A 20,548-nucleotide genomic window follows, 5' to 3' on the forward strand; every position below is an offset into this window, starting at 1 on the left:
TTTATTCTTCCAAGGCATGTCCGGCCAACGGGGCCGGAGACCATTGCAGATGCTGTCCACCATCCAGAGCCAGCATTTGCCCGGTCACGGAAGGAAGAACCAAGAGGGCAAGGGCCGCACGGGCAACCTCATCCGGTGTAGTACCCTGGGCCAGCGGCACTGAGGCACATTGCCGGGCAAACTGCTCCTCCGTCTGCCGCGGACTGGGCAGGGCAGGGCCGGGACCTATGGCATTGACCCGAATTCCGCGTGGCGCAAGAGCCAGAGCCATGGTCTGGGTAAGCGTCCACAAAGCACTTTTGGACACGGTATAGCTGACAAAATGAGGCGTGAGTGACCAGACCCGCTCGTCCAGCATATTCAGCACCATGCCCTGTGCCCCTTGTGGCAAGCCTTTGGCAAAAGCCTGAATAAGCACAAAAGGCGCGCGCAGGTTGGGCTTCATATGCATCATCCAGCTTTCCAGCGAGGCATCATCCCACTCATCCCGCTCAAAGGTGGAAGCATTGTTGACCAGCACCCCCAAGGGACCGCCCAGCGCCTGCGTGGCCTGCCCGTACAAAGCCTGTACCTGCTCCTCACGCATCAGATCAGCCTGCAGCACGCACCCTGTGCGGCCCAGCGCCTGTACGGCTTGCAGGGTCTCCTCCGCTTCGGCCCTGTTGCTTCGGTAGTGAATGGCAACATCAAACCCGGCCTGAGCCAGCGCAAGCACAATGGCCCGGCCCAGCCGTGCACCGCCCCCGCTCACCAGAGCGCGACGCGGTATGGCCGGACTGATCGGCAGCATATCCACGGGCATGGTCTTTAATCCTTAAAATTGATGGCCTGTAGTTCAGGCAGGGCGGCGGGCACCAAGGGCGGCTGCCAGTGTGCCATCATCCAGCACATCCAGAGCGCCCCCCATGGGCACACCCTGCGCCACACGGCTGACGGTCAGCCCCTCGTAGGTTTCCAGCTGATCCATAAGCCAATGCATGGTGGTCGCACCTTCCACCGTTGCACCAAGAGCCAGAATAACCTCACGCACCGTTCCCTGATGCAGGCGGGTCAGCAGGGCAGACACATTCAGATCTTCCGGCCCAACACCCGCCAGAGGGGACAGAGTGCCCCCCAGAACCTGATAAACACCGCGGTGAACCCCTGCACGTTCAAGCGCCCACAGATCCCCCACCGTTTCCACCACACACACGACCCCCTTGTCACGCAGTGGGTCGGAGCAGATATGGCATGGGTCGGATGTATCTAGATTACCGCATGATGAGCAGGTGCGAATAGCCTCCCCCGCCCGCTCCATGGCTCTGGCAAGCGGAGCCAGCCGTGTATGGGGTTCCCTGAGCAGATACAGAGCCACCCGCCGCGCGGAACGCGGGCCAAAGCCCGGTAAACGCCCCAGCAGGCGAATAAGCTGCTCTATTTCCTGACCACCCATACCGGTGCGCTTTCCCCGCCTTACAAGGTTCTGTTACGTCTGTGGCTTAGAACGGCAGTTTCATGCCAGCGGGCAGGTTGAGGCCACCGGTCACCTTCTGCATTTCTTCTGCGGCTTTTTCGTCCAGTTTTTTGCGTGCGTCCGCACAGGCAGCCACAATAAGATCCTGCAGCATTTCCATTTCGGTCGGGTCAGCCAGCTTGGGATCAATCTTGATGGAGCGCATGTCACCTTTGCCGCTCAGCACAACGCTGACCATGCCTGCACCAGCGGAACCATCAATGCTCATGGCTTCCAGTGTGGACTGCATGGCTTCCATCTTGGACTGCATCTGCGTGGCCTGCTTCATCAGTGAGGCAAGGTTTTTCATGGTTATCCCCTAAGCTTGTCTATCTGCCGCATATGGTGCGGCATGGCGCACCCCAGTGGCGCATCATGTCTGTTTAATCTGGCCCAGAACGCGCGGTTTTGCCAGCCCGGACGCATCACTTCAGTCCTGCGAGGCTCCGGGGTCATACGGTCGCTCATCCTCATCCAGTGGTTCGGCATCCACTGGGGCAAACAGCAGTTCTGGTGGTTCTTCGGGTGGCAGCCCGTAATCATCCAACCCATGGTCGCGCACTTCGCCCAGTTCCGCATCGGGGAAGGCATTGAGGATGGCCCTGACCAGCGGGTGAGCCTCTGCCTCGCGCCGCCGGAACTGAATGACCTCCGCCCCTTGGGCATCCAGCGTGGGTTCGCCCTCCTCCACGCCGGTTTCAATCTGCCAGCTTATGCCGGTTGCCCGGTTCAGCACCCGGCGCAGTTGTGGAATAACATCACCGGGAACGCCGCGCTCAAAGCGCAGCACAATCCGGCCCTGGGTAAAAGAGATCAGATGGGCAGCATGGCGCAACTGCCCATGCAAAATGGCCTCGCGCTGGTCTTTGACCAGTGCCACCGCTTCCCGCCATGTTCTGGGGAGCGGGGGGGCCGATGGCTCCACTGGCACCACAGCAGGTGCCGCCACCATTGGCGCTGGCTGGGCCATAGCCCCAACTGCCATGCCGCCAGAACTGACCATACGCAGGCGTGGTGGTTCGTAACCACCAGCACCATCAGGCGTAAAAGCAGCGCCCCCCCCCACTGACTGAGCGGAGGGGGAGCTGGCCGAAGCCCCACCGGGAGGAACACCCACAGGCGCGGAGGAGGTTCCAGCGCGTGCATTCCCCCCCCCATCGGGCGCATTGGTCAGGCGTTTAACCAGATCTTCGGGTGAGGGAAGATCGGCCACATAACACAGGCGGATCAGCACCATATCTGCCGCTGCACGGCGGTCTGGGGCGGTTTCTACCTCCCGCACACCTTTAACCAGCATCTGCCACGCGCGCATAAGCACCGGCACGGCAAAGGCTCCAGCCATATGTGTGCCGCGTACACGCTCCGCCTCGGGCATATCCGCCGAATCCCCCAAAGAGGGAACCGCACGCAGGCGGGAAATAACATGCACCAGTTCCAGCATGTCCCCCAACACCAGCCCCGGGTCCGCACCACGTGCATAGGCGGCATCGAGCAGGGCCAGAGCAACATCGGGCTTGCCAGTCAGCACGGCATCGAGCAGGTCGAACACGACCTCGCGGTCAGCCAGCCCCAGCATATCGCTGACTATGGCGGCACCAATCTCCCCGCCTTCTTCCGTCAACCCGCTCCCTTGGGCAATCGCCTGATCCAGCAGGGACAGACCATCACGCACCGACCCGTCTGCGGCGCGGGCAATCAGAGCCAGAGCATCGTCCGATAGCCGGACCTGCTCCTTTTGCGCTATGCGCGCAAACAGCCCCACCAGATCGGCCTGTGGTACACGCCGCAGGTCAAACCGCTGGCAACGGGACAGAACCGTAACTGGCACCTTGCGCAATTCGGTCGTGGCAAAAATAAACGTAACCTGCGCTGGTGGCTCTTCCAGTGTTTTAAGCAGAGCATTGAAGGCATTGCGCGAGAGCATATGCACTTCGTCGATAATAAAGACCTTCATGCGCCCCTGCATGGGGCGGAAGCGTGTGGCCTCTATGATCTCGCGCACATCATCCACACCGGTGCGGGAGGCGGCGTCCATTTCCAGCACATCCGGATGACGGTCATTGAGAATGGCAACGCAGTTGGGGCATACGCCGCACGGGTCTGCCGTGGGACCACCGTTACCATCTGGTCCGGTACAATTCAGAGCACGGGCAATAATACGGGCCGTTGTGGTTTTACCCACCCCCCGCACACCGGTCAGCATAAAGGCGTGCGCCACACGCCCAAGCGCAAACGCATTGCGCAGGGTGCGGACCATGGCCTCCTGACCGATCAGGTCATCAAACGTTGTGGGGCGGTATTTGCGGGCCAGAACACGGTACGGCGTTGCCGGGGCATTGATGGGCTGAGGAGGAGGTGCAGCAGCCTGCGCGGGCAACTCGGGCTCGCCAAACAGGCCGGGGCCTTCCGGTTCCGGACTGGGAAGTCCCTCGTCGTGAGGAAACTGCTCGTCAGTCGTATCGCTCATGCCATGCCCGAAGAATGTAAGGTCACGCCCACATGTCCGGCCCGGCAGGCGCGGAATGGTCTGATCCACAAGGGCGGAAAATGCAGGTGGAAAGCCGGACAATAACCCGGGCGAAACTCACCATGGCTGCTTCCTTCCGGACCTGACCGGTTTAGCAAGGCGCCCGTCCACTGCCGACTTTCCGGCACCACACGTAGCACCAAATGCGCGCTCATGCCAACCCTGTTGGCAGCATTTGGGGTTGTTTCTTTACCTGCTGGACACAGACAGGCTAGAAAACCAGAGAATTGGTGTGTCCCGTCGCAGACTCAGGAGAATTGTGCTCGTGTCCGGTTTTCGTTTGTATCATGCCGTTATGGCATCTGCTCTTCTGGCTGGCAGTCTGGCCGTATCCCCCGCTGCCCGTGCGGATGGGGATGAAACAGCCCCACGCAGCAACGTTAACAACATCCAGTTACAAAAAGAACTTTCTGTTCTGCACATGAAACCCGAAGCTGCTGGCCCTGCCTGCATTGACTCACTCAAGGAACTGCACAAAACGCAGGATCTTTTGGCAAAAGAACAGGAAAACTCCCACGATCAGGATCTGACTGTTGCGGAAGACGTTCTTGAATCCGACTTTGAAAATTCGATCGAAGCCTGCGCAGGGGATGTGGAAAAACTGTGCGAAACCCACAATCCACAACCCGAACTTGTTAAGGCGTGCGAAGCCATAGACAGCCTGCCATCCAAAGATTCACAGGCCGCGGACTGAGACGCACCCATCCAGTTTGTCCTGAATTGTATTTTGGCACACGACTGACTACGCCGGGGGGGGGAAATGAGCAGCAGACCCGCATGATCTGAACGCTCATTGCGCCCCAGTAGGCCGAATGCTTGATTTTCCGACAGCGTGCGCCACACACCAGTATTTTTGAAAATGATTTTGAAAATTCCATGATATTTAAAAAGAATTTTTAATTCCCATAAATTAAAATACCTCAGTTTTACTGATTTTTTGATAGACGATGATTTTTTCGATATTTATCTGAAAAATTTACGCCAAAACTCTTCACAACAGAAATTAAATTCGAACAAAATAGACTCAAACTACTTTATTTTTGCATATTTTTTCACAAATTTTTCTCATACATCTCGCCACAATCAGAGCGCACAACAGCTCTGTTTTTATAACAGTCAGATTTTTAAATTTACGCGTATGAATTAAAAAACCATTCTCATAGTCTATGCTTTCTCTTATCATAAAATATATTTTTCACACGAAACACATTATCAACAAGAGTTCAGTGGACCAGTAAGACATGACCATCACAACTCCCACCAGAACTGAACTCAAAGGGCATCTGGTCTTGCCGGACCGTATTATGCCCGGCCGCATTGCTTTTACCGACCACATACAGGCCGTAATGCCAGATCATGCGGCTATCCCTGATCGTTATATTCTGCCCGGTTTTATTGATTGCCACGTACATGGCGGCAACGGAGCCGATACAATGGATGGTGTACAGGCCATTCATACACTTGCCCGCTTCCATGCCCGCCATGGCACCACCACCATTCTGCCCACCACCATTACCAGCCCGTGGTCGCATGTTATCGAGGCTCTTGGTGCCATTGCAGAGATAACCGGCACCACCATTCCCCATGGCCCCAACATACACGGGGCCCATCTGGAAGGGCCGTTTGTCAGCCCCCACAAGCTCGGCGCACAACCCCCCCATGCTCTTGCCCCTACCCCCGAACGTGTAGCGGAAGTTCTGGCATTGGGGTGTGTACGGGTTGTAACTCTTGCCCCCGAACTCCCCCATGCTGCGGATGCCATCCAGCTTTTTGCACAGGCTGGTGTGCGGGTCAGCCTTGGGCACACAGTCGCCGGGTACGAACAGACCGAGCGGGCAATCTGCCAGATCTGCGCTGCCGGGGGCACAACAGGTGCTACACATCTGTTCAACGCCATGCCAGGCATAGAAAGCCGCAAACCCGGGCCTGCAACAGCCTTGATGTGCAGCGATGCCTATGCCGAACTGATTTTTGATACACACCACGTACACCCAGCAACATTCCGCTTGGCCCAACGCGTTATGCCGGACCGTCTGCTTTTTGTAACAGACGCCATGCGTGCAGCAGGGCTACCCGATGGCCCAAGCCTGCTGGGTGGGCAACAGGTTGTGGTGGAACAGGGGACTGTGCGCCTCCCTAGCGGTCATCTGGCTGGAAGTGTGCTCACTTTGGATGCCGCATTACGCAATGCTGTAGCAGCCGGGGTGCCCCTGCATCAGGCAACTGTGTTGCTAACGCGCAACCCGGCCCGGTACCTTGGCTTAGAGGACCGTGGCCGCCTGCACACAGGCAGGCGGGCAGATTTTGTTGTTATGGATCCGGCACTCAACGTGCTGGAGGTCTGGGTTGCAGGTCAGCAGATAGGCTGACCCCCTCTTCCTCCGCACGGATCTAACAAACTGCCAGAATGGGGCAGGAGTGCCTGCTTTTATGCTTCTGGCAAATGCAGGATCAGATCCACCCCTTTGCGACTCCCCAGCACAGCAGCTTTTTCCTTGAGTGTCAGGCGGCTTTCTGCCGCACCAAGGCTCGGTGCTTCCTCCAGCTTGACCAGCCCAACGAGTTGATGGGCGTCAATGGGTTCTCCCACCCGGCGCTCGGCTGGCAGCATGGCAATATGTGCCTGACAGAGCGCGGGGTCAGCCCGCAAGGCCCGCAAGGCATCATCCGGCAAGGAGGGGGACTGGTCCTGTGTCTCGGCCCGTTCCAGCTTTTTCAGCACATCTGGCGCATTGGTCTCTTCCGGGACCAGCAACAGACCAGCCCGGCGGAAACGCAACCCAACATCGCGACTACTGGTAAACGCCACAAGCGGGATGGAAAATACCAGCCCCAGCAAAACAGGGGTCATCCAAAAAAACAGGGAGGGAGAAACAACCCACGCTCCAATACCCAGCACAAGACCGAAAAGCGTAAAGCGTGCGTATTGCCGCACCACTTCCATGAACGGAATGCCACCATCATCCCGCCGCTGGGTATTCCAGCCGGAATCATGCCCGCTCAGAATGGAAATAACGCCAGATGTCTGAATCAGCATGGCAATGGGCGCGATAAGCCCGCCTATGAGAGTTTCCACCAGAACGGACAGCGCCGCCCTAACGGCACCACCACTGCCACGCCGCATTTCCGGGTCCAGCAGCAGTGCTATGTAGGCCAGAAGCTTGGGTGCAAGCAGCACAATCATGGTGCCAATAAACACGTATTTGGCCTGCACCGGGTCCACATGGGGCCAGTGCGGATACAAAAGCTTGGTATCGCCAAAATATTCAGGCCGCTGAAAATGCGCCTGAAGGGAAATGAGAATACCGGTCAGCAGGAACACCAGCCACAGGGGCGAGGTCACATACGCTCCGATCCCCACCACCATGTGCATACGGCTCACCCAGTGCAGCCCCCTGGTTGGCAGCACCTTGACGTGTTGCAGGTTGCCCTGGCACCAGCGCCGGTCCCGAATAGCAACATCCGTTAGCGATGGCGGACTTTCTTCATACGATCCATCCAGCGCGGGAATCATGTGAATGCCCCATCCGCCACGGCGCATAAGGGCTGCCTCAACAAAGTCGTGGCTTAGAATATGCCCACCAAACGGGGGCTTACCAGGCACATGGGGCAACCCCGCCTGACTGGCAAAGGCACGGGTGCGAATAATGGCATTGTGCCCCCAGTAATTGCCCTCCGCGCCATGCCACCATGCAATGCCGTAAGCAATAATGGGACCATACACACGCCCGGCAAACTGCTGGAGTCTGGCAAACAGGGTTGTACCGCCCACAATCACCGGCAGGGTCTGGATAAGACCAACGCCGGGGTTGCGCTCCATGGCATCCGCCATACGGACCAATGTTTGGCCGGACATAATGGAATCCGCATCCAGCGTGACCATGTGGTCATAGGCACCACCAAAACGGCGCACCCATTCCCCCACATTCCCGGCCTTACGTTCAACATTTTTGTGCCGACGCCGATAAAAAATGCGATCATACCCACCAACCTGCTCCCGCAGGGCCAGAAAGGCAGCTTCCTCCTGCACCCACACATCCGGATTGGTTGTGTCGGAGAGAATGAACAGGTCAAACCTGTCTAGCTGCCCGGTTTCTTCCAGACTGGTGTAAATGGTCCGTAACCCGGCCATAACACGGTGGGGTGGTTCGTTATAAGTAGGCAGCAGCAGGGCCGTTTTGCGCGTAAGCTGAGGTAGCGGGCCGGAACGGCGGATGCCAAGACCCAGCCCCCCATGCGCCACCAAAGAACAGAACCCCGCAACAGACGATGTAAACGCCAGCGCAATCCACATAAACAGCGCAATAAACAACACCAGCATAATAATGCCCAAGGCAGACACACCCGCCTCGTCCATAACCATATGCGTACGCCATGCGCCATATGCGGTCAGCGCCAGTGCCGAACCAATCACCGAAAAACGCCGCAGGGCAATGCTGGAAGGCGATGTGGCTGGTGTGCGACCGCGCCCTTCCATGTTGGCAGGTTTGCTCAGATTCTGGACCGGCATTCCCAGCCGGGATTCAGGCGGAAGGGCGTGAAAAGGCTGCTGCTGGTTACCCGTGTTCGATTCCGGCATTGTTACGGCGTCCACCGATACAGCCATTGTTCAGAAATGGGGCCGGAATCTGTTTCCAGCACAGCACTCAGATCTGCCACCTTGGCATCCCCCGGAACGAACTCGAACGTGGTCCGGATTCCGTTGATTGCAGGATTAGGCTCAACCACCACGTTCTGAATTTTACCCGCCGATGTTTTGGGCGTTACATGGAAGTGCGTGTCCTTGGGCAGGTGCTCAAAGGGTGTGCCCATAAAGTCTATGGCAAAAAAACGGGCATCGTTATTATCCACCACCGAACCAACGCGGGTAGCGCCTATACGCGCCAGTGGCGTGGGGAAGGGGGCATCCCACCCCCAGTACATCCGATAGGTAAAATGGTATTCCTGCCCGGCACGCAAGGGTTCCTTGGGCCGCCAGAAGGAGACAATATTATCGTTCACCTCATTCGGGGTGGGAATTTCCACCAGATCGACCCAACCAGCCCCCCAGTCTCCGATCGGTTCGATCCATAGGGAGGGGCGTTTTTCATAATGGAGCGCCAGATCCTCAAAATCCTGGAAGGTCCGTCTGCGCTGCATCAGCCCAAACCCACGGGGAGAAACATCCGAAAAGGTTGAGAACTGCAAATCCAACGGGTTACGCAAGGGGCGGTAAAGCTGCTGGTCGGCACCAGTCCACATTTGCAGGGCTTCACTGTCATGCGCGGCAGGGCGCCAGTCATCCACGTGGTTATGGTCGTTGACATCAAAATAGAACATGCCAGTCAGCGGAGCGATGCCCGACTGTTCGATTTTGGTGCGGGGGAACAGCGTTGTCTGCACGTCAAACACCGTGTTGTCACCCGGACGAATGGTAAAGCGGAAGGCCCCTGTGACCGCGGGGCTGTCCAGCAGGGCATGGACAACAATGGATTGCACACCCGGCTGGGGTTTTTCCAGCCAGAATGCGCGGAAAAGAGCGAATTCCTCACCCTTCGGGTCCCCTGTGCCGTTGGCAAACCCACGGGCTGAAAGACCATAGTCCTGCCCTTTGGCAACAGCCCGGAAGTAGGATGCCCCCAAAAATACACAGAATTCTTCCATCACACCGGGAGTGTTAATGGCTGTACGGAACCGGACGCCTGCAAACCCCAGATCATCCGTAACCCGCAGGGCGGGGTCGCTGTAGGTGAACAGATCAGCCGAATAGGGAACAACGCCAGACTGCCCGTCCTTGACCTCATAAATTTCGATCCGGGGGCGGTAGAGAAAACCACGGGGGAAAAATTCAACATCAAAGGCCAGATTATCACCCGCCCACAAGGCGCGGTCAGGGCGGTAGGCTATGCCGCGGTACTGGTCGAATGTCAGGTTATCCAGCGCTTTGGGCAGACTCTGCCCCGGCGGGTGGTATTCCGCATTGGCCAGTCTGCGGGCAATCTGGATTACGGTGCTGTCATCAAACTTACCGGTGGCGCCACTCAGCCCCTCCGCGCGCGCCTTGCGGGCGACTCCGCCAACAAGCGATGCCAAAGTCACGCCTGCCCCGGCCCGAATGACCCCTCGTCGCTGTACGTTTGATGACACTTTGATCTCCCGCTATTGCCGAAATTATCTGGCGTAATTCTACCTACGCTCTGTAATTTGTCACTCAGATAAGGTTTTTTGGAGGCATTCCGCCTTTGGAGCCAGCAAGGCTTGCATCTGGTCAAGCCCGGATCTGGTCGCCTGCGCTGCATCCTGCTCGATCTGGCGATAAAGAGCCAAAACGGTTTTACCCGTCTCGGTCAAAAATGCGCCACCTCCGCCCCCCGGTCTGGTCATGACCAGTGGCTCCACAAAAAGCTGGTTCAGATTATCCACCAGAAGCCACGTCCGCCTGTAAGACATACCCATGGCGCGGCCTGCGGCGGATATGGAGCCTGTTTCCGCCAACTGCTCAAGCAGGCGGATTTTGCCATGCCCCAATGCGGCACGGTCATCGGCGTCGATCCGCAATGTCAGTCTCAGTCGCCCTGTCATGATCTTCGCTTTTCAGTCATAAGTGGCTCCGTGCAACACCACGCATAAACAGCGGAACCTTGGTATGAACACTTCGCGCGCAGATACCATCTGGCGATTAATGGCGCCAGATGATCTTGGTCACGTTACAACACTGGCCGCCAGAGTGCACCCCGACTACCCCGAAGATACAACTATTTTTGCAGAACGTCTGCGCCTTGCCCCAGCAGGCTGCCTGAGCCTGATGCTAGATGGCCAGTTTGGCGGCTACCTGATCAGCCATTCATGGCGGGGGCTGCTCTCCCCCCCGCTGAATACCCTGCTGGGGTCTTTACCCACACCTGCTGATCGGTGGTACATTCATGATCTGGTCGTTGCCCCGCAAGGGCGCGGGCAAGGCCATGCGCAAGTTGCCATAACACTGGCCGAAAATGCCGCCCGCCAAGCCGGATTACCCACACTCACCCTGACATCCACCCGCCATGCCCTGCAGTTCTGGGCACGGCAGGGATTTGTGCCAGAGGAAATCAGCGCAGAGGAACAGGCCATTCTGGCCTCGTACGACCCACAGGCCTGCCTGCTCTCCCGCCCTGTTGGCTAGTTAGTCTTCGTCCGCATCGTCATGTTCTGGGGCGACCATCATCGCCTCAGCCACAACACCGGCGTGTTCGCGCACCTTGCGCTCAATATCAGCCGCCATCTCGGGGTGGTCACGTAGGAACTGCTTGGCGTTCTCACGCCCCTGACCAATGCGCTGGCTATCGTAGGAGAACCATGCGCCCGATTTTTCCACAACACCGGCCTTAACACCAAGATCTATGAGTTCCCCCACCTTGCTGATGCCTTCGCCGTACATGATGTCAAACTCGACCTGACGGAACGGGGGAGCCATTTTGTTTTTAACAACCTTGACCCGGGTCTGATTACCCGTGACCTCATCCTTGTCCTTAATCGACCCGATCCGGCGGATATCCATACGGACGGATGAATAGAACTTGAGCGCATTGCCGCCTGTTGTGGTTTCCGGATTACCAAACATGACGCCAATCTTGAGCCGGATCTGATTCAAAAAGATCATCAGCGTATTGGAACGTGCAACCGTGCCAGTCAGCTTACGCAGGGCCTGGCTCATCAACCGGGCATGGAGGCCTACGTGGCTATCGCCCATATCGCCTTCAAGTTCAGCGCGGGGCACAAGAGCGGCAACACTATCCACCACCAGCACATCAACAGCGCCAGACCGCACCAGTGTATCGGCTATTTCCAGCGCCTGTTCGCCTGCGTCGGGCTGGCTAATCAGCAGATTATCAATATCCACGCCCAGTTTTTTGGCATAACCGGGGTCCAGCGCGTGTTCCGCATCGATAAAGGCACAGGTGCCACCGCGCTTTTGTGCCTCTGCAATGGCATGAAGGGCCAGTGTGGTTTTACCCGAGCTTTCCGGCCCGTAAATTTCCACCACGCGCCCACGCGGCAAACCACCAATACCCAGAGCAATATCCAGCCCGAGCGACCCGGTGGAGATGACATCTGACTGTTCCTTGGGCCGTTGGCCCAGCCGCATGACGGACCCTTTACCAAAAGCCCGTTCAATCTGCCCAAGAGCGCCTTCCAGCGCTTTTGCCTTATCCATTCTCTACCATTCCCTCAGCATATGGGCCGAACAACCAGACCAGAGCCCCGCATAACCCGCGCCATAAAGCCTAAAACCTGCTGGTTCAGGTTTAAAACCCCTGCCACAAACATTTTTGCTCCGCAACGCGCAGTCGCACTGTTGGGCTTTAGGCTCAGACTCCGTTAAGAATTTGGACCCGTTTTGTTCTAAAATAGAACAAAACAAAAACTTGGCAAGGGGTGGCATCTATAACGAGCCACCCCGCTCCATGTTTTTCTCCATAATTTCAAAATTTAATGCGCGACTGACACACTACCGACCGCCAGACCGGCACCACGCGGGTCCGTCCAACCAAAACAGCGACCAGAATCCGATGGCAAACCACCGGGGCAGGACACAAAATTGGCCCGACCATTGCCATTGGTCACCTGTGGCCGCACGCCAGCAAGTGCTGCCTTCAAGGCAATGGCCGCCGTATCGGCCGCCACATTCTGCCCCGATGCCGCTGCCGCCGCGCGGAACTGCATTGTGCCCTGATGAGCAATTGCCGCAGCCAGCAGGGGTTGCGGCCTTTGTGCAGGGGAAGCGCCAAGCACAATCCCGGTCGAACCCGCAATACGCCCCGTACCAAACAGGTTGTTCATGCTCAATGCGCACGCCACGGTTTCGCCCTGCCGGTCAGTTACCACAAACGAGGTAGAAGCTGGCAACGCTGGCAGTGCTCCACCAGCAGACAGACTGCCAGAGTTAAGCAGGGATTGCGCATCAGCCACACTGACACTGCTCCCTTTTCCACTTTGCCGCGCCCGCCATGCAGCCACAACACGATCACCACCGCGGCCATTGGCAAGGAAGGAGGCAGCCATGCCCAAACCCCCATCGGCTGGTGGTGGCAAAAAGCTGATGTCCACCCCATTGGCATGGACCGTAAGCGGTGGTTCCGCCACGGGCACATCCGCCCGCAGATCCTTGCCAGAAAGCCCGCCACCGGCCCCCTGCGCACCCTCTACAAAGGTCTGGGCCAGTGCCCCTGTGTACAGGTCACCAACTCCAGCAATGCGCAGCCGTTCCAGAGAACCCGCCAGACGGGACTGGACCATCACATCATCCACCCCCAGAACATGACCGTTCTCGTTGCCAAAAACCGCTCGCGCCTTGTCATCCGCCAGAAGCGAAGACTGCACAGCTGCCAGATCCGCCGCCAGAAGCCCCCCCACCGGCACCCCATGCGAGGCCATGTTACGCGCAGGCACAACAAGGTCTGCAAAATCCACGCTGCCATAGCGCATCTGCATAAGAAAAAGACCACGGGCAAGCATGGGGACAGACGCAGGCCGATCCGATGCCGCATCAGACTGGCTGGCACCCTGAGGCAGAAAAACAAAAGCCTGCCCCCCGGACTCGCCCGGCCGCCATGCAAGGCAGGCCCCGCCCCCGCCAAGAGACGCGCGAGAAGGCAGGGAGACGGACAGTGCCAGACCCAGAGCAGCCGCTGCATCGGCTGCATTCCCACCCTTAGCCAGAATATCACGCGCAACCAGAGCCGCACGCGGCTCGTCAGCCGCTACTTCGCCTACAAATCCGCCAACTACGGGCTGGGTTACCTGCCCATCAGGCCCCCCGCACGCAGCGAGTGTGCCTGTTAGAGCCAGCGCCAGCGCTGCCGTGCGAAAACGACCGGGCAAGCCGGTGCGGGACGGAACAGAACGGTGTTTCTTGAATCGGGCAGCCACGCCTAGCTCTCTCCACTTCTGGGCCCGTCCGGCGGGCAGACGTTTTGGTATTTTAATCTCTTTGCTGGATTACCCTGCTTTCCGGCTGTCAGCAACAGACTTGCTTGGCACCCTTGCCATGGAACACAATTGTATTCCCTTGCCCCAAGGGGGCACACGCCGTAGCGTCCTGCTTTATGGATAAGGACACCATGCAGAAACTGCTCTCATCATTCTATCGTCTGACAGCATCAGGCGCACTGGCAACCCTGTTTGCGTTTGGCGGCCTGCCCGCAGCACACGCAGCAGCAGCAGACAGCTTTACTCCCGCACAGCGGGCAGAAATTGTTGCGATTGTTCGGGACGCGCTAAAAACTGACCCCTCCATCCTGACCGATGCCGTAGCGGCCATGCAGACCAAGGCATCAGAACAAAAGGCATCCTCCGCACTGGATGTGATCCGCCGCAACAAAACACAGTTTGGCAACAGCACCAGCGATATTGTTCTGGGCAACCCGCACGGCACGCTGAGCATTGTGGAATTTTACGACCCACGCTGCCCATACTGCCGCAAGGTTCTGTCTGACCTGGATGCGCTGGTCGCTGCGGAACCGGACCTGAAACTGGTGGAAAAAATTATTCCCGTACTGGGGCCAAACAGTGTGCTGGATTCTCAGGCCATTTTGGCCGCTGGGCTGCAGAATGCCTACAAACCTTTCCAGCACGCCCTGATGACCGACACCAGCGCACCGGGCATGGAACGGATTCGCCATGCTGCCGGTCAGGTTGGGCTGGACGTGGAACGTCTGGTCAAGGATATGAAGAGCACAGCCGTAACCACAGCACTGGCCCAGAATATGGCCCTTGCCCGCTCAATTGATCTGGACGGCACCCCGACCTTTATTATTGGCGAACAGCAGATTATTCCCGGCGCAGTTTCTCTGGAAGACCTGAAAGCTGCTGTGGAAAAGCTCAAACAGAAACACTAACTTCCAACGGACCAGATTCCGTATCTGGCAAGGCTGGAGTGCAGCCTTGCCAGCCCCCCCGCACACGGTGCGGGATATTCAAACAAAAATCCCACATACAGATATAAGGCAGGGCTATTCCCCCTACCTGCCATTCCCCGCCGTTTTATCCAAAAGGGCTAACCACTCCCTGCGGGGTACGACTTAAAACTGTCACTTTACTCCCTTAAAAAACTGATCTTATCCTTAATACATCGTTCATTTTTAACAAAAATTTGAAAAAATGACCCTGCCGAAAACATTCGACCGACTCAGCATGGGGTCCCTTGCGCAAGACGGATTCAGGCTTCATCCCTCAGAATCCGGTAGCGCGGTGATGGATATTTTTAAAAATCATCCAGACACCCACCATATTTGCATTATCAACACCAAAAACATTCCAGTTGGCGTAGTGGAAAGGCAAAAATTCCTTTCCCTTATGTCCAGCCCGTTTTCCTACGCATTGTATCACAAACGCCCTGTTACTCTTCTTATGGACGACAAGCCGCTCACTGTGGAAGCCAGAGTGCCTATTCTGGATTTTACAAAGGAGGTTTTGAACAACAAAATTTCTGATATTAACAAATCTTTTATTATTACCCACAATCAGGCCTACGTTGGCACAGCAACACCTTTTGATCTTATGCGGATGTCCTACATCCACAGCACGCATATTTCTGATACATTACAGACCAGAACCAGAACCCTGCATGAAACACTCAACAGGATTCAGGTTGCCACACGGTCCATTAACGAAGAATCACGCAATCTTAAAGATGAATCGGAAAACCTTTCCGAGCGGAATATGACGCAGAACAGGCACCTGCTTGAATCAGACCAAAAAATAAAATCAACAATTCAAAAAACAGAAGATCAGAACATAAAAATGGAGCAATCGAGAAATTATATTCAGCACGCTTCAACAAATATTCGAGAATCCTGCATAAAAATAAATGACACCATAGAAAAATTTAAAAAAATATCCGAAGCATCAGAAGATATTGGAAAAATTCTTAATATTATGAAAAGCATTTCATCCCAGATCAATATTCTGGGCATCAATGCCACCATAGAGGCATCCAAGGCTGGCCTTTACGGTGCAGGGTTTGGGGTTGTTGCACAGGAAATTCGTAACCTTGCACGCATGACATCCGAATCCCTGCAACGCACAAGGGGTCTTATTGCATACTCACAGGATGCCATAACCACCTGCTCTGAATCCATGAATGACAACTCTCAGACTTTAGCTGGAATCATCCATCATGTTGAAAAAATAAGTCAGTCATTCAAGGAATTTGAAGAAACATCACTTCTGCAAAAGGAGGAAATCCACCAGCTCCACCAGATTATGCAGAAACTGAATGTTTCCACCGCAAAAAACAATGAAACTGTGAGCAACACCAACAGTATTTGCGACAATCTGTTCATAAACGTGTCAGAACTTGCGCAGATCACAACCAATATGACCAGCCTGCCTACCCATTATAATCTACAATAAAAAAAGACCCTCCATACATAAGCATGGAGGGTTTTTTATAAACCGATCAGCTCTTGAGCTCGGAGGTCAGTCAGGCGACCTTTTCAATCGTCTGGGTTGCCGGTTCTGGAATAACCCCTTCCTCACGCAACAAAAGCGCAAGGGCACGCACCATATCATCCATCATCTCGTCCGTGTGGAACGGTCCGGGTGTCAGGCGCAGGCGCTCCGTTCCCTCGGGCACGGTCGGGTAATTGATTGGCGTTGCATAATGGCCAAATTCTACCAGAAGGCGGCGGCAGATACGCTTGCAGCGTTCAGCATCGCCAATGGGAATAGGCACAATATGGCTTGGCGTCATGGTAAACGGCACACCGGCAGCCCGCAAACGCTGGCGCATGGTATGCACCCGCTCAAACAGGGACTCGCGCCGCCAGTTTTCGGCCCGCACCTTGCGTACACTGGTCAAGGCAGCACCCACCACGGAAGGCGGCAGGGCGGTGGTAAAAATAAAGCCCGAAGCCGTTGAACGCAGGAAGTCCACGATCTCGGCTGAAGCCGTAATATAACCACCATGCACGCCAAACCCTTTGGCCAGCGTACCTTCAATAATATCCACCTGATCCGCAACACCATCCCGCTGCGAAACGCCGCCACCTTCCTGACCATACAGACCGACCGCGTGGACCTCGTCCAGATAGGTCAGGGCATTGTATTTTCTGGCCAAAGCACAGATTGCCCCTATGTCCGCCATGTCTCCATCCATGGAGTACACGCTTTCAAACGCGATCAGCTTGGGTGCCTCTGCGGGGGCCGCTGCCAGTTTTTCTTCCAGATCCTTCAGGTCATTATGTTCAAAAATAACCGTCTGCGACCCACGTGCCCCTTTGATGCCTGCAATCATGGAGGCGTGGTTCAACCGGTCGGAAAAACAGATCCAACCGGGCATGGACATCAGAATTGTCTGCAAACTGGCCTGATTGGACACATAACCGGAAATAAAGAGCAGCCCGGCCTCCTTGCCGTGCAAGGCGGCCAGTTCGGCCTCTAACTGGTTATGCAGGGGGCTGGTACCCGCAATATTGCGTGTTCCCCCCGCACCGGCACCATGCTCACGTATGGCAGCAATGGCGGCTTCCTGCACTTCGGGTACAACACCCATGCCCAGATAGTCGTTGGTGGACCAGACGATAACCTCCCGCCCTTCGGGCAGATTGGCCACGTATTCCTCATAAAGGGGAAAGCGTTCTGCCTGACGCGCCAGCGGCGTAAAGGTTCTGTACCGCCCCTGCTGCTTGATCCGCTCCAGCGTTTCCTCACAATGTTCGTAAAAAGGATGCCGGGCGTTCTTGATCGCTCCCACGCTTGAATTCTCCTCGCTTCTCGTCAGAAACGGTCGGGGCATGGGCTTACCCATCGGCCGTCTGGCCTTTTGTCTTCTTAACAGTGTGTGTGTTTCGGTTACGTAACCTACCGCACATACACCCGTACGGTTGGCTTCGTCACCGACGAATCCGGCATAGCGGACATTTCCACCTGCGGTTCAGGTGCCCCGGCATCGATCAGCTCCTGCATAACGGCCCGGCCATCGTGCTGGACCAGTTCCAGCAAGGCAGACTGTTCGTTATCCTGATTAGCCTGTGGCGGCACCAAGCAGCTTACAACAAACAACACATCTTTTTTGCGGCTCAGCGCCTCGCGGGCAATCTGGTCCACCGGCGCTTTCCATTGAGTCTGGGGCGTGCCAGCCACAAGCTCGATCAGCGGTGGCACGGGCGGCGGACCGGGGGGCGGGGGCGGAATATACGGTTTTGGTTCAACACCGGCAGAATGGTTGAACGTTTTCTGGTCAACCAGCTTGCACCCGGCCATGCCAGTAAGCAGGCAGATGGCAAGAGCGGCCCGAACAGCGCGCCCCTTTTCTGCGGCATGAAAAACAGACAGCATGACCGGACTATTCTCCACTCAAACATATGGTGTGCGAAAGCACGTATTTTGCAGGGTTCACCCCTCTTCTTTCGCGCTCCCACGCGTCAGGCGCAAGCCCTTACAGCTCCATCTTGCCCCTAAAAACACGTCATGGACCTTAAAACTGCCTCTTGCCGTTACCATTTGCTCTCTGGTTAACTACACAGACGCGCCAGGTCCGTTCTGCCGGGCGCGCACTTGAGATGACAGGACTCCCCTACTGGCAGACATAGGGCTGATGGCCAGCACGCCTTCCTCAGACCAGATTACCGCATCCTCCTCCCCCATGCACGATGCCCTTGTGCTACGCATGGACAAGGCGGCCCGCACACTGCTGACCTCCGCTACAACCGGGGAGGATATTCAGGCAGAACTGCAGACCATGTGCCTGCCCATTACCGCACTGTGGTGCCGTATTCTCCGCTTTGACCCAGCCGTGCCAGACTGGCCAGACCGGGACCGGTATGTGGTGCCCTCCGCAGCCATGTTACCCCTCCTTGCCGCCATGCTACGGCTCACCGCACCGGGGGCGCAGGAACTCAGCCCCACATTGGAATACGGGCAGCACCCTGCGGTGGAAATAGCCGCCGGGCCAGCCGGGCAGGGCATGGCAGCAGCAGCTGGCATGGCTTTGGCCGAACAGCAGCTTGCCAACCGTTATGGGCGTTCTCTGGTCAACCACCGCACATGGGTTCTGGCGCGCGACAGCGACCTTGCCACAGGTGTTGCGCTGGAAACCGCGCAACTGGCCAGCCGCTTTGGCCTGAACCGCATGGCTGTTCTGGCGTGCCCGTCCCCTCTGGCTGACCCTGCTGATTTTTCGGACTCACTGGCCCGCTTCCATGCCTCGGGGTGGAGTGTACGCAAGGTGAATGCACACGACCTTGGGGCGATTATGAATGCCCTGCAAGCCGTGCTGCGCGCCAGAAAGCCAACCCTGCTGGCCTGCATTCCCGCAAACAGCCCCGCCCAGCCCGACATGCCAGCAGAGGACGAACTGACCGGCCCATGGAGCCCCACCGCACGGCGCGGCAGTTCCATCCGCCGGTCATGGCTGCGCAGGCTTGCACAGCACCGTGCCCGCGCGGACTTTGAACGTGACCAGATGGGCAGGTCCCGCCATACCATGCGCGAAGACTGGGGGCGGTTATGGCGGCAGACAATGCGCAGCACCCCCGATGGATCATCCCAGCAAGCCGCCTTTGCCGGGCTGCGTTCGCTTGCCCTGCTCCGGCAGGATGTGTCCATTCTGGCCGCCACATCGAGCACCAGCAGTTCACGCAGCGCCAACCTGCCCATGCCGTTTGGCCACGCGGCACAGCCCTGCGGCATACAGGAACATGGCATGGCTGGTATGCTCAATGGCATGGCACGGCACGGCGGTGTTCTGCCGTGCGGCGTTGCGGGTATGATGACCATTGACCGTATGCGCTCCGCTTTACGCATGGCGGCACTCATGCGCAGCAAGGTGCTCTACCTGCTGACCGATGACGGGCTGGCCCTTAGCGACAACGGAGGAGGCTGGCAGCCGGTTGAACAGTTGGCCAGCCTGCGCGCCATGCCGCATCTGGCAGTATTCCGCCCGGCCTGCGCGGAAGAAACCTTTGCCTGCTGGCAAACGGCCCTGAACTGGCCGGAAGGCCCGGCCATGCTGATCCTGTGCCCCCACCCACCTCCACACCGCACAGGCAGGCGGAGCGGGCATTATGGCGGACCATCGCACGGTGGCTACCTTATAAGCTGCGGGCAGGGCCCCCGGCACGTAACGCTGATGGCATCCGGCCCAGAGGTGGCCATTGCCACACTTGCGGGGCAACATCTGGCGGAACAGGGGCTGAACGTGGCCATTGTTTCCATCCCCTGCTGGGAGGTTTTTGCACAGCAGCCAGCCGCCTACCGCACAGCCGTGCTGGGAACAGAAGGCTTGCGCGTTGGAATAGAAGCCGCAAGCAGCTTTGGCTGGGAACGCTGGCTTGGCACGGATGGAATTTTCGTTGGCATGGACGATTTTGGCATATCCGCCCCCGCCAACGCGGTGTATGAACGTTTTGGCATTACAGCCGGAGCGATCTGCCAGAAGGTGCTTGCGCGTCTTCTGGCATCTGGTGCGCAAAAGGGCCTGTCCCCCAGCGCGCCATCCCCGTCCCGGCTGGAAGACCTGGACATGTCACTAACGATAACAAGATTATAAAAAATACGGAGACACATCC

The 20,548-nt window shown here is 57.1% G+C and carries 17 protein-coding genes and 1 other RNA gene; 6 read left to right on the forward strand and 12 right to left on the reverse strand.

Features of this window, described 5'->3' with window-relative positions; translation table 11 throughout:
* Position 1: 1 nt before the first annotated feature.
* The 5 genes from Absy_RS11785 to ffs form a co-directional block, all read right to left on the reverse strand.
* Positions 2-802 (reverse strand): SDR family oxidoreductase, encoded by an 801-nt coding sequence (locus Absy_RS11785; RefSeq protein ID WP_048854952.1) that lies wholly within the window; start codon positions 800-802, stop codon positions 2-4.
* A 33-nt stretch (positions 803-835) separates the two neighbouring features.
* Entirely contained in the window at positions 836-1,432 is a 597-nt protein-coding gene (gene recR, locus Absy_RS11790) for a recombination mediator RecR (protein ID WP_048854953.1), read from the reverse strand.
* 46 nt (positions 1,433-1,478) lie between these two features.
* Complete coding sequence (locus tag Absy_RS11795; protein ID WP_048854954.1) at positions 1,479-1,802, reverse strand: YbaB/EbfC family nucleoid-associated protein; 324 nt, start codon at positions 1,800-1,802, stop codon at positions 1,479-1,481.
* Between the two features lie 120 nt (positions 1,803-1,922).
* Positions 1,923-3,959: a DNA polymerase III subunit gamma/tau gene (locus tag Absy_RS11800; RefSeq protein ID WP_048855079.1), complete on the reverse strand. Its 2,037-nt coding sequence runs from the start codon at positions 3,957-3,959 to the stop codon at positions 1,923-1,925.
* Positions 3,960-4,044: 85 nt separating this feature from the next.
* An RNA gene (gene ffs, locus Absy_RS11805) (signal recognition particle sRNA small type) lies at positions 4,045-4,142 on the reverse strand.
* A 142-nt stretch (positions 4,143-4,284) separates the two neighbouring features.
* Here ffs and Absy_RS11810 point away from each other — a divergent pair.
* Positions 4,285-4,713 carry a hypothetical protein gene (locus Absy_RS11810; protein WP_245614837.1) on the forward strand — a complete coding sequence of 143 codons (429 nt, stop codon included), beginning with the start codon at positions 4,285-4,287 and terminating at the stop codon, positions 4,711-4,713.
* Positions 4,714-5,260: 547 nt separating this feature from the next.
* Positions 5,261-6,388, forward strand: coding sequence for an N-acetylglucosamine-6-phosphate deacetylase (gene nagA, locus Absy_RS11815; protein ID WP_048854956.1), 1,128 nt, complete (start codon positions 5,261-5,263; stop codon positions 6,386-6,388).
* Positions 6,389-6,447: 59 nt separating this feature from the next.
* Here nagA and mdoH read toward each other — a convergent pair whose 3' ends face one another.
* Genes mdoH through Absy_RS11830 form a run of 3 tightly spaced genes read right to left on the reverse strand, consistent with a single transcriptional unit; the run spans position 6,448 to position 10,580 of the window.
* Positions 6,448-8,598, reverse strand: a complete 2,151-nt coding sequence (gene mdoH / locus Absy_RS11820) for a glucans biosynthesis glucosyltransferase MdoH (protein WP_048855080.1) — start codon at positions 8,596-8,598, stop codon at positions 6,448-6,450.
* Positions 8,599-8,600: 2 nt separating this feature from the next.
* The gene (locus Absy_RS11825; RefSeq protein WP_048854957.1) at positions 8,601-10,145 is read right to left on the reverse strand and encodes a glucan biosynthesis protein; all 1,545 of its coding nucleotides are present in this window, start codon (positions 10,143-10,145) and stop codon (positions 8,601-8,603) included.
* A 60-nt stretch (positions 10,146-10,205) separates the two neighbouring features.
* On the reverse strand, positions 10,206-10,580 hold the full coding sequence (locus tag Absy_RS11830) for a winged helix-turn-helix domain-containing protein (RefSeq protein WP_048854958.1): 375 nt from the start codon (positions 10,578-10,580) through the stop codon (positions 10,206-10,208).
* Positions 10,581-10,644: 64 nt separating this feature from the next.
* On the opposite strand from Absy_RS11830, the gene Absy_RS11835 reads away from it, so the two are divergent.
* Positions 10,645-11,160 carry a GNAT family N-acetyltransferase gene (locus Absy_RS11835; protein WP_048854959.1) on the forward strand — a complete coding sequence of 172 codons (516 nt, stop codon included), beginning with the start codon at positions 10,645-10,647 and terminating at the stop codon, positions 11,158-11,160.
* On the opposite strand, the gene recA is transcribed toward Absy_RS11835, so the two are convergent.
* Both recA and Absy_RS11845 read right to left on the reverse strand, forming a co-directional pair.
* The gene (gene recA / locus Absy_RS11840; protein WP_048854960.1) at positions 11,161-12,192 is read right to left on the reverse strand and encodes a recombinase RecA; all 1,032 of its coding nucleotides are present in this window, start codon (positions 12,190-12,192) and stop codon (positions 11,161-11,163) included.
* A 275-nt stretch (positions 12,193-12,467) separates the two neighbouring features.
* A complete protein-coding gene (locus Absy_RS11845) occupies positions 12,468-13,907 on the reverse strand; it encodes a gamma-glutamyltransferase (protein ID WP_048854961.1) in 1,440 nt (479 codons plus the stop codon).
* A gap of 191 nt (positions 13,908-14,098) precedes the next feature.
* On the opposite strand from Absy_RS11845, the gene Absy_RS11850 reads away from it, so the two are divergent.
* Complete coding sequence (locus Absy_RS11850; RefSeq protein ID WP_048854962.1) at positions 14,099-14,875, forward strand: DsbA family protein; 777 nt, start codon at positions 14,099-14,101, stop codon at positions 14,873-14,875.
* Between the two features lie 511 nt (positions 14,876-15,386).
* Positions 15,387-16,391, forward strand: coding sequence for a methyl-accepting chemotaxis protein (locus Absy_RS11855; RefSeq protein WP_219810140.1), 1,005 nt, complete (start codon positions 15,387-15,389; stop codon positions 16,389-16,391).
* Positions 16,392-16,461: 70 nt separating this feature from the next.
* Here Absy_RS11855 and hemA read toward each other — a convergent pair whose 3' ends face one another.
* Together hemA and Absy_RS11865 are read right to left on the reverse strand one after the other, a co-directional pair.
* On the reverse strand, positions 16,462-17,775 hold the full coding sequence (gene hemA, locus Absy_RS11860; protein WP_048855081.1) for a 5-aminolevulinate synthase: 1,314 nt from the start codon (positions 17,773-17,775) through the stop codon (positions 16,462-16,464).
* 65 nt (positions 17,776-17,840) lie between these two features.
* Positions 17,841-18,317, reverse strand: a complete 477-nt coding sequence (locus tag Absy_RS11865; RefSeq protein WP_048854964.1) for a hypothetical protein — start codon at positions 18,315-18,317, stop codon at positions 17,841-17,843.
* A 259-nt stretch (positions 18,318-18,576) separates the two neighbouring features.
* On the opposite strand from Absy_RS11865, the gene Absy_RS11870 reads away from it, so the two are divergent.
* Complete coding sequence (locus Absy_RS11870; RefSeq protein ID WP_048854965.1) at positions 18,577-20,529, forward strand: transketolase-like TK C-terminal-containing protein; 1,953 nt, start codon at positions 18,577-18,579, stop codon at positions 20,527-20,529.
* The last annotated feature ends 19 nt before the right edge of the window (positions 20,530-20,548 follow it).

Source organism: Acetobacter syzygii (assembly GCF_000964225.1).
GTDB classification, from domain to species: domain Bacteria; phylum Pseudomonadota; class Alphaproteobacteria; order Acetobacterales; family Acetobacteraceae; genus Acetobacter; species Acetobacter syzygii.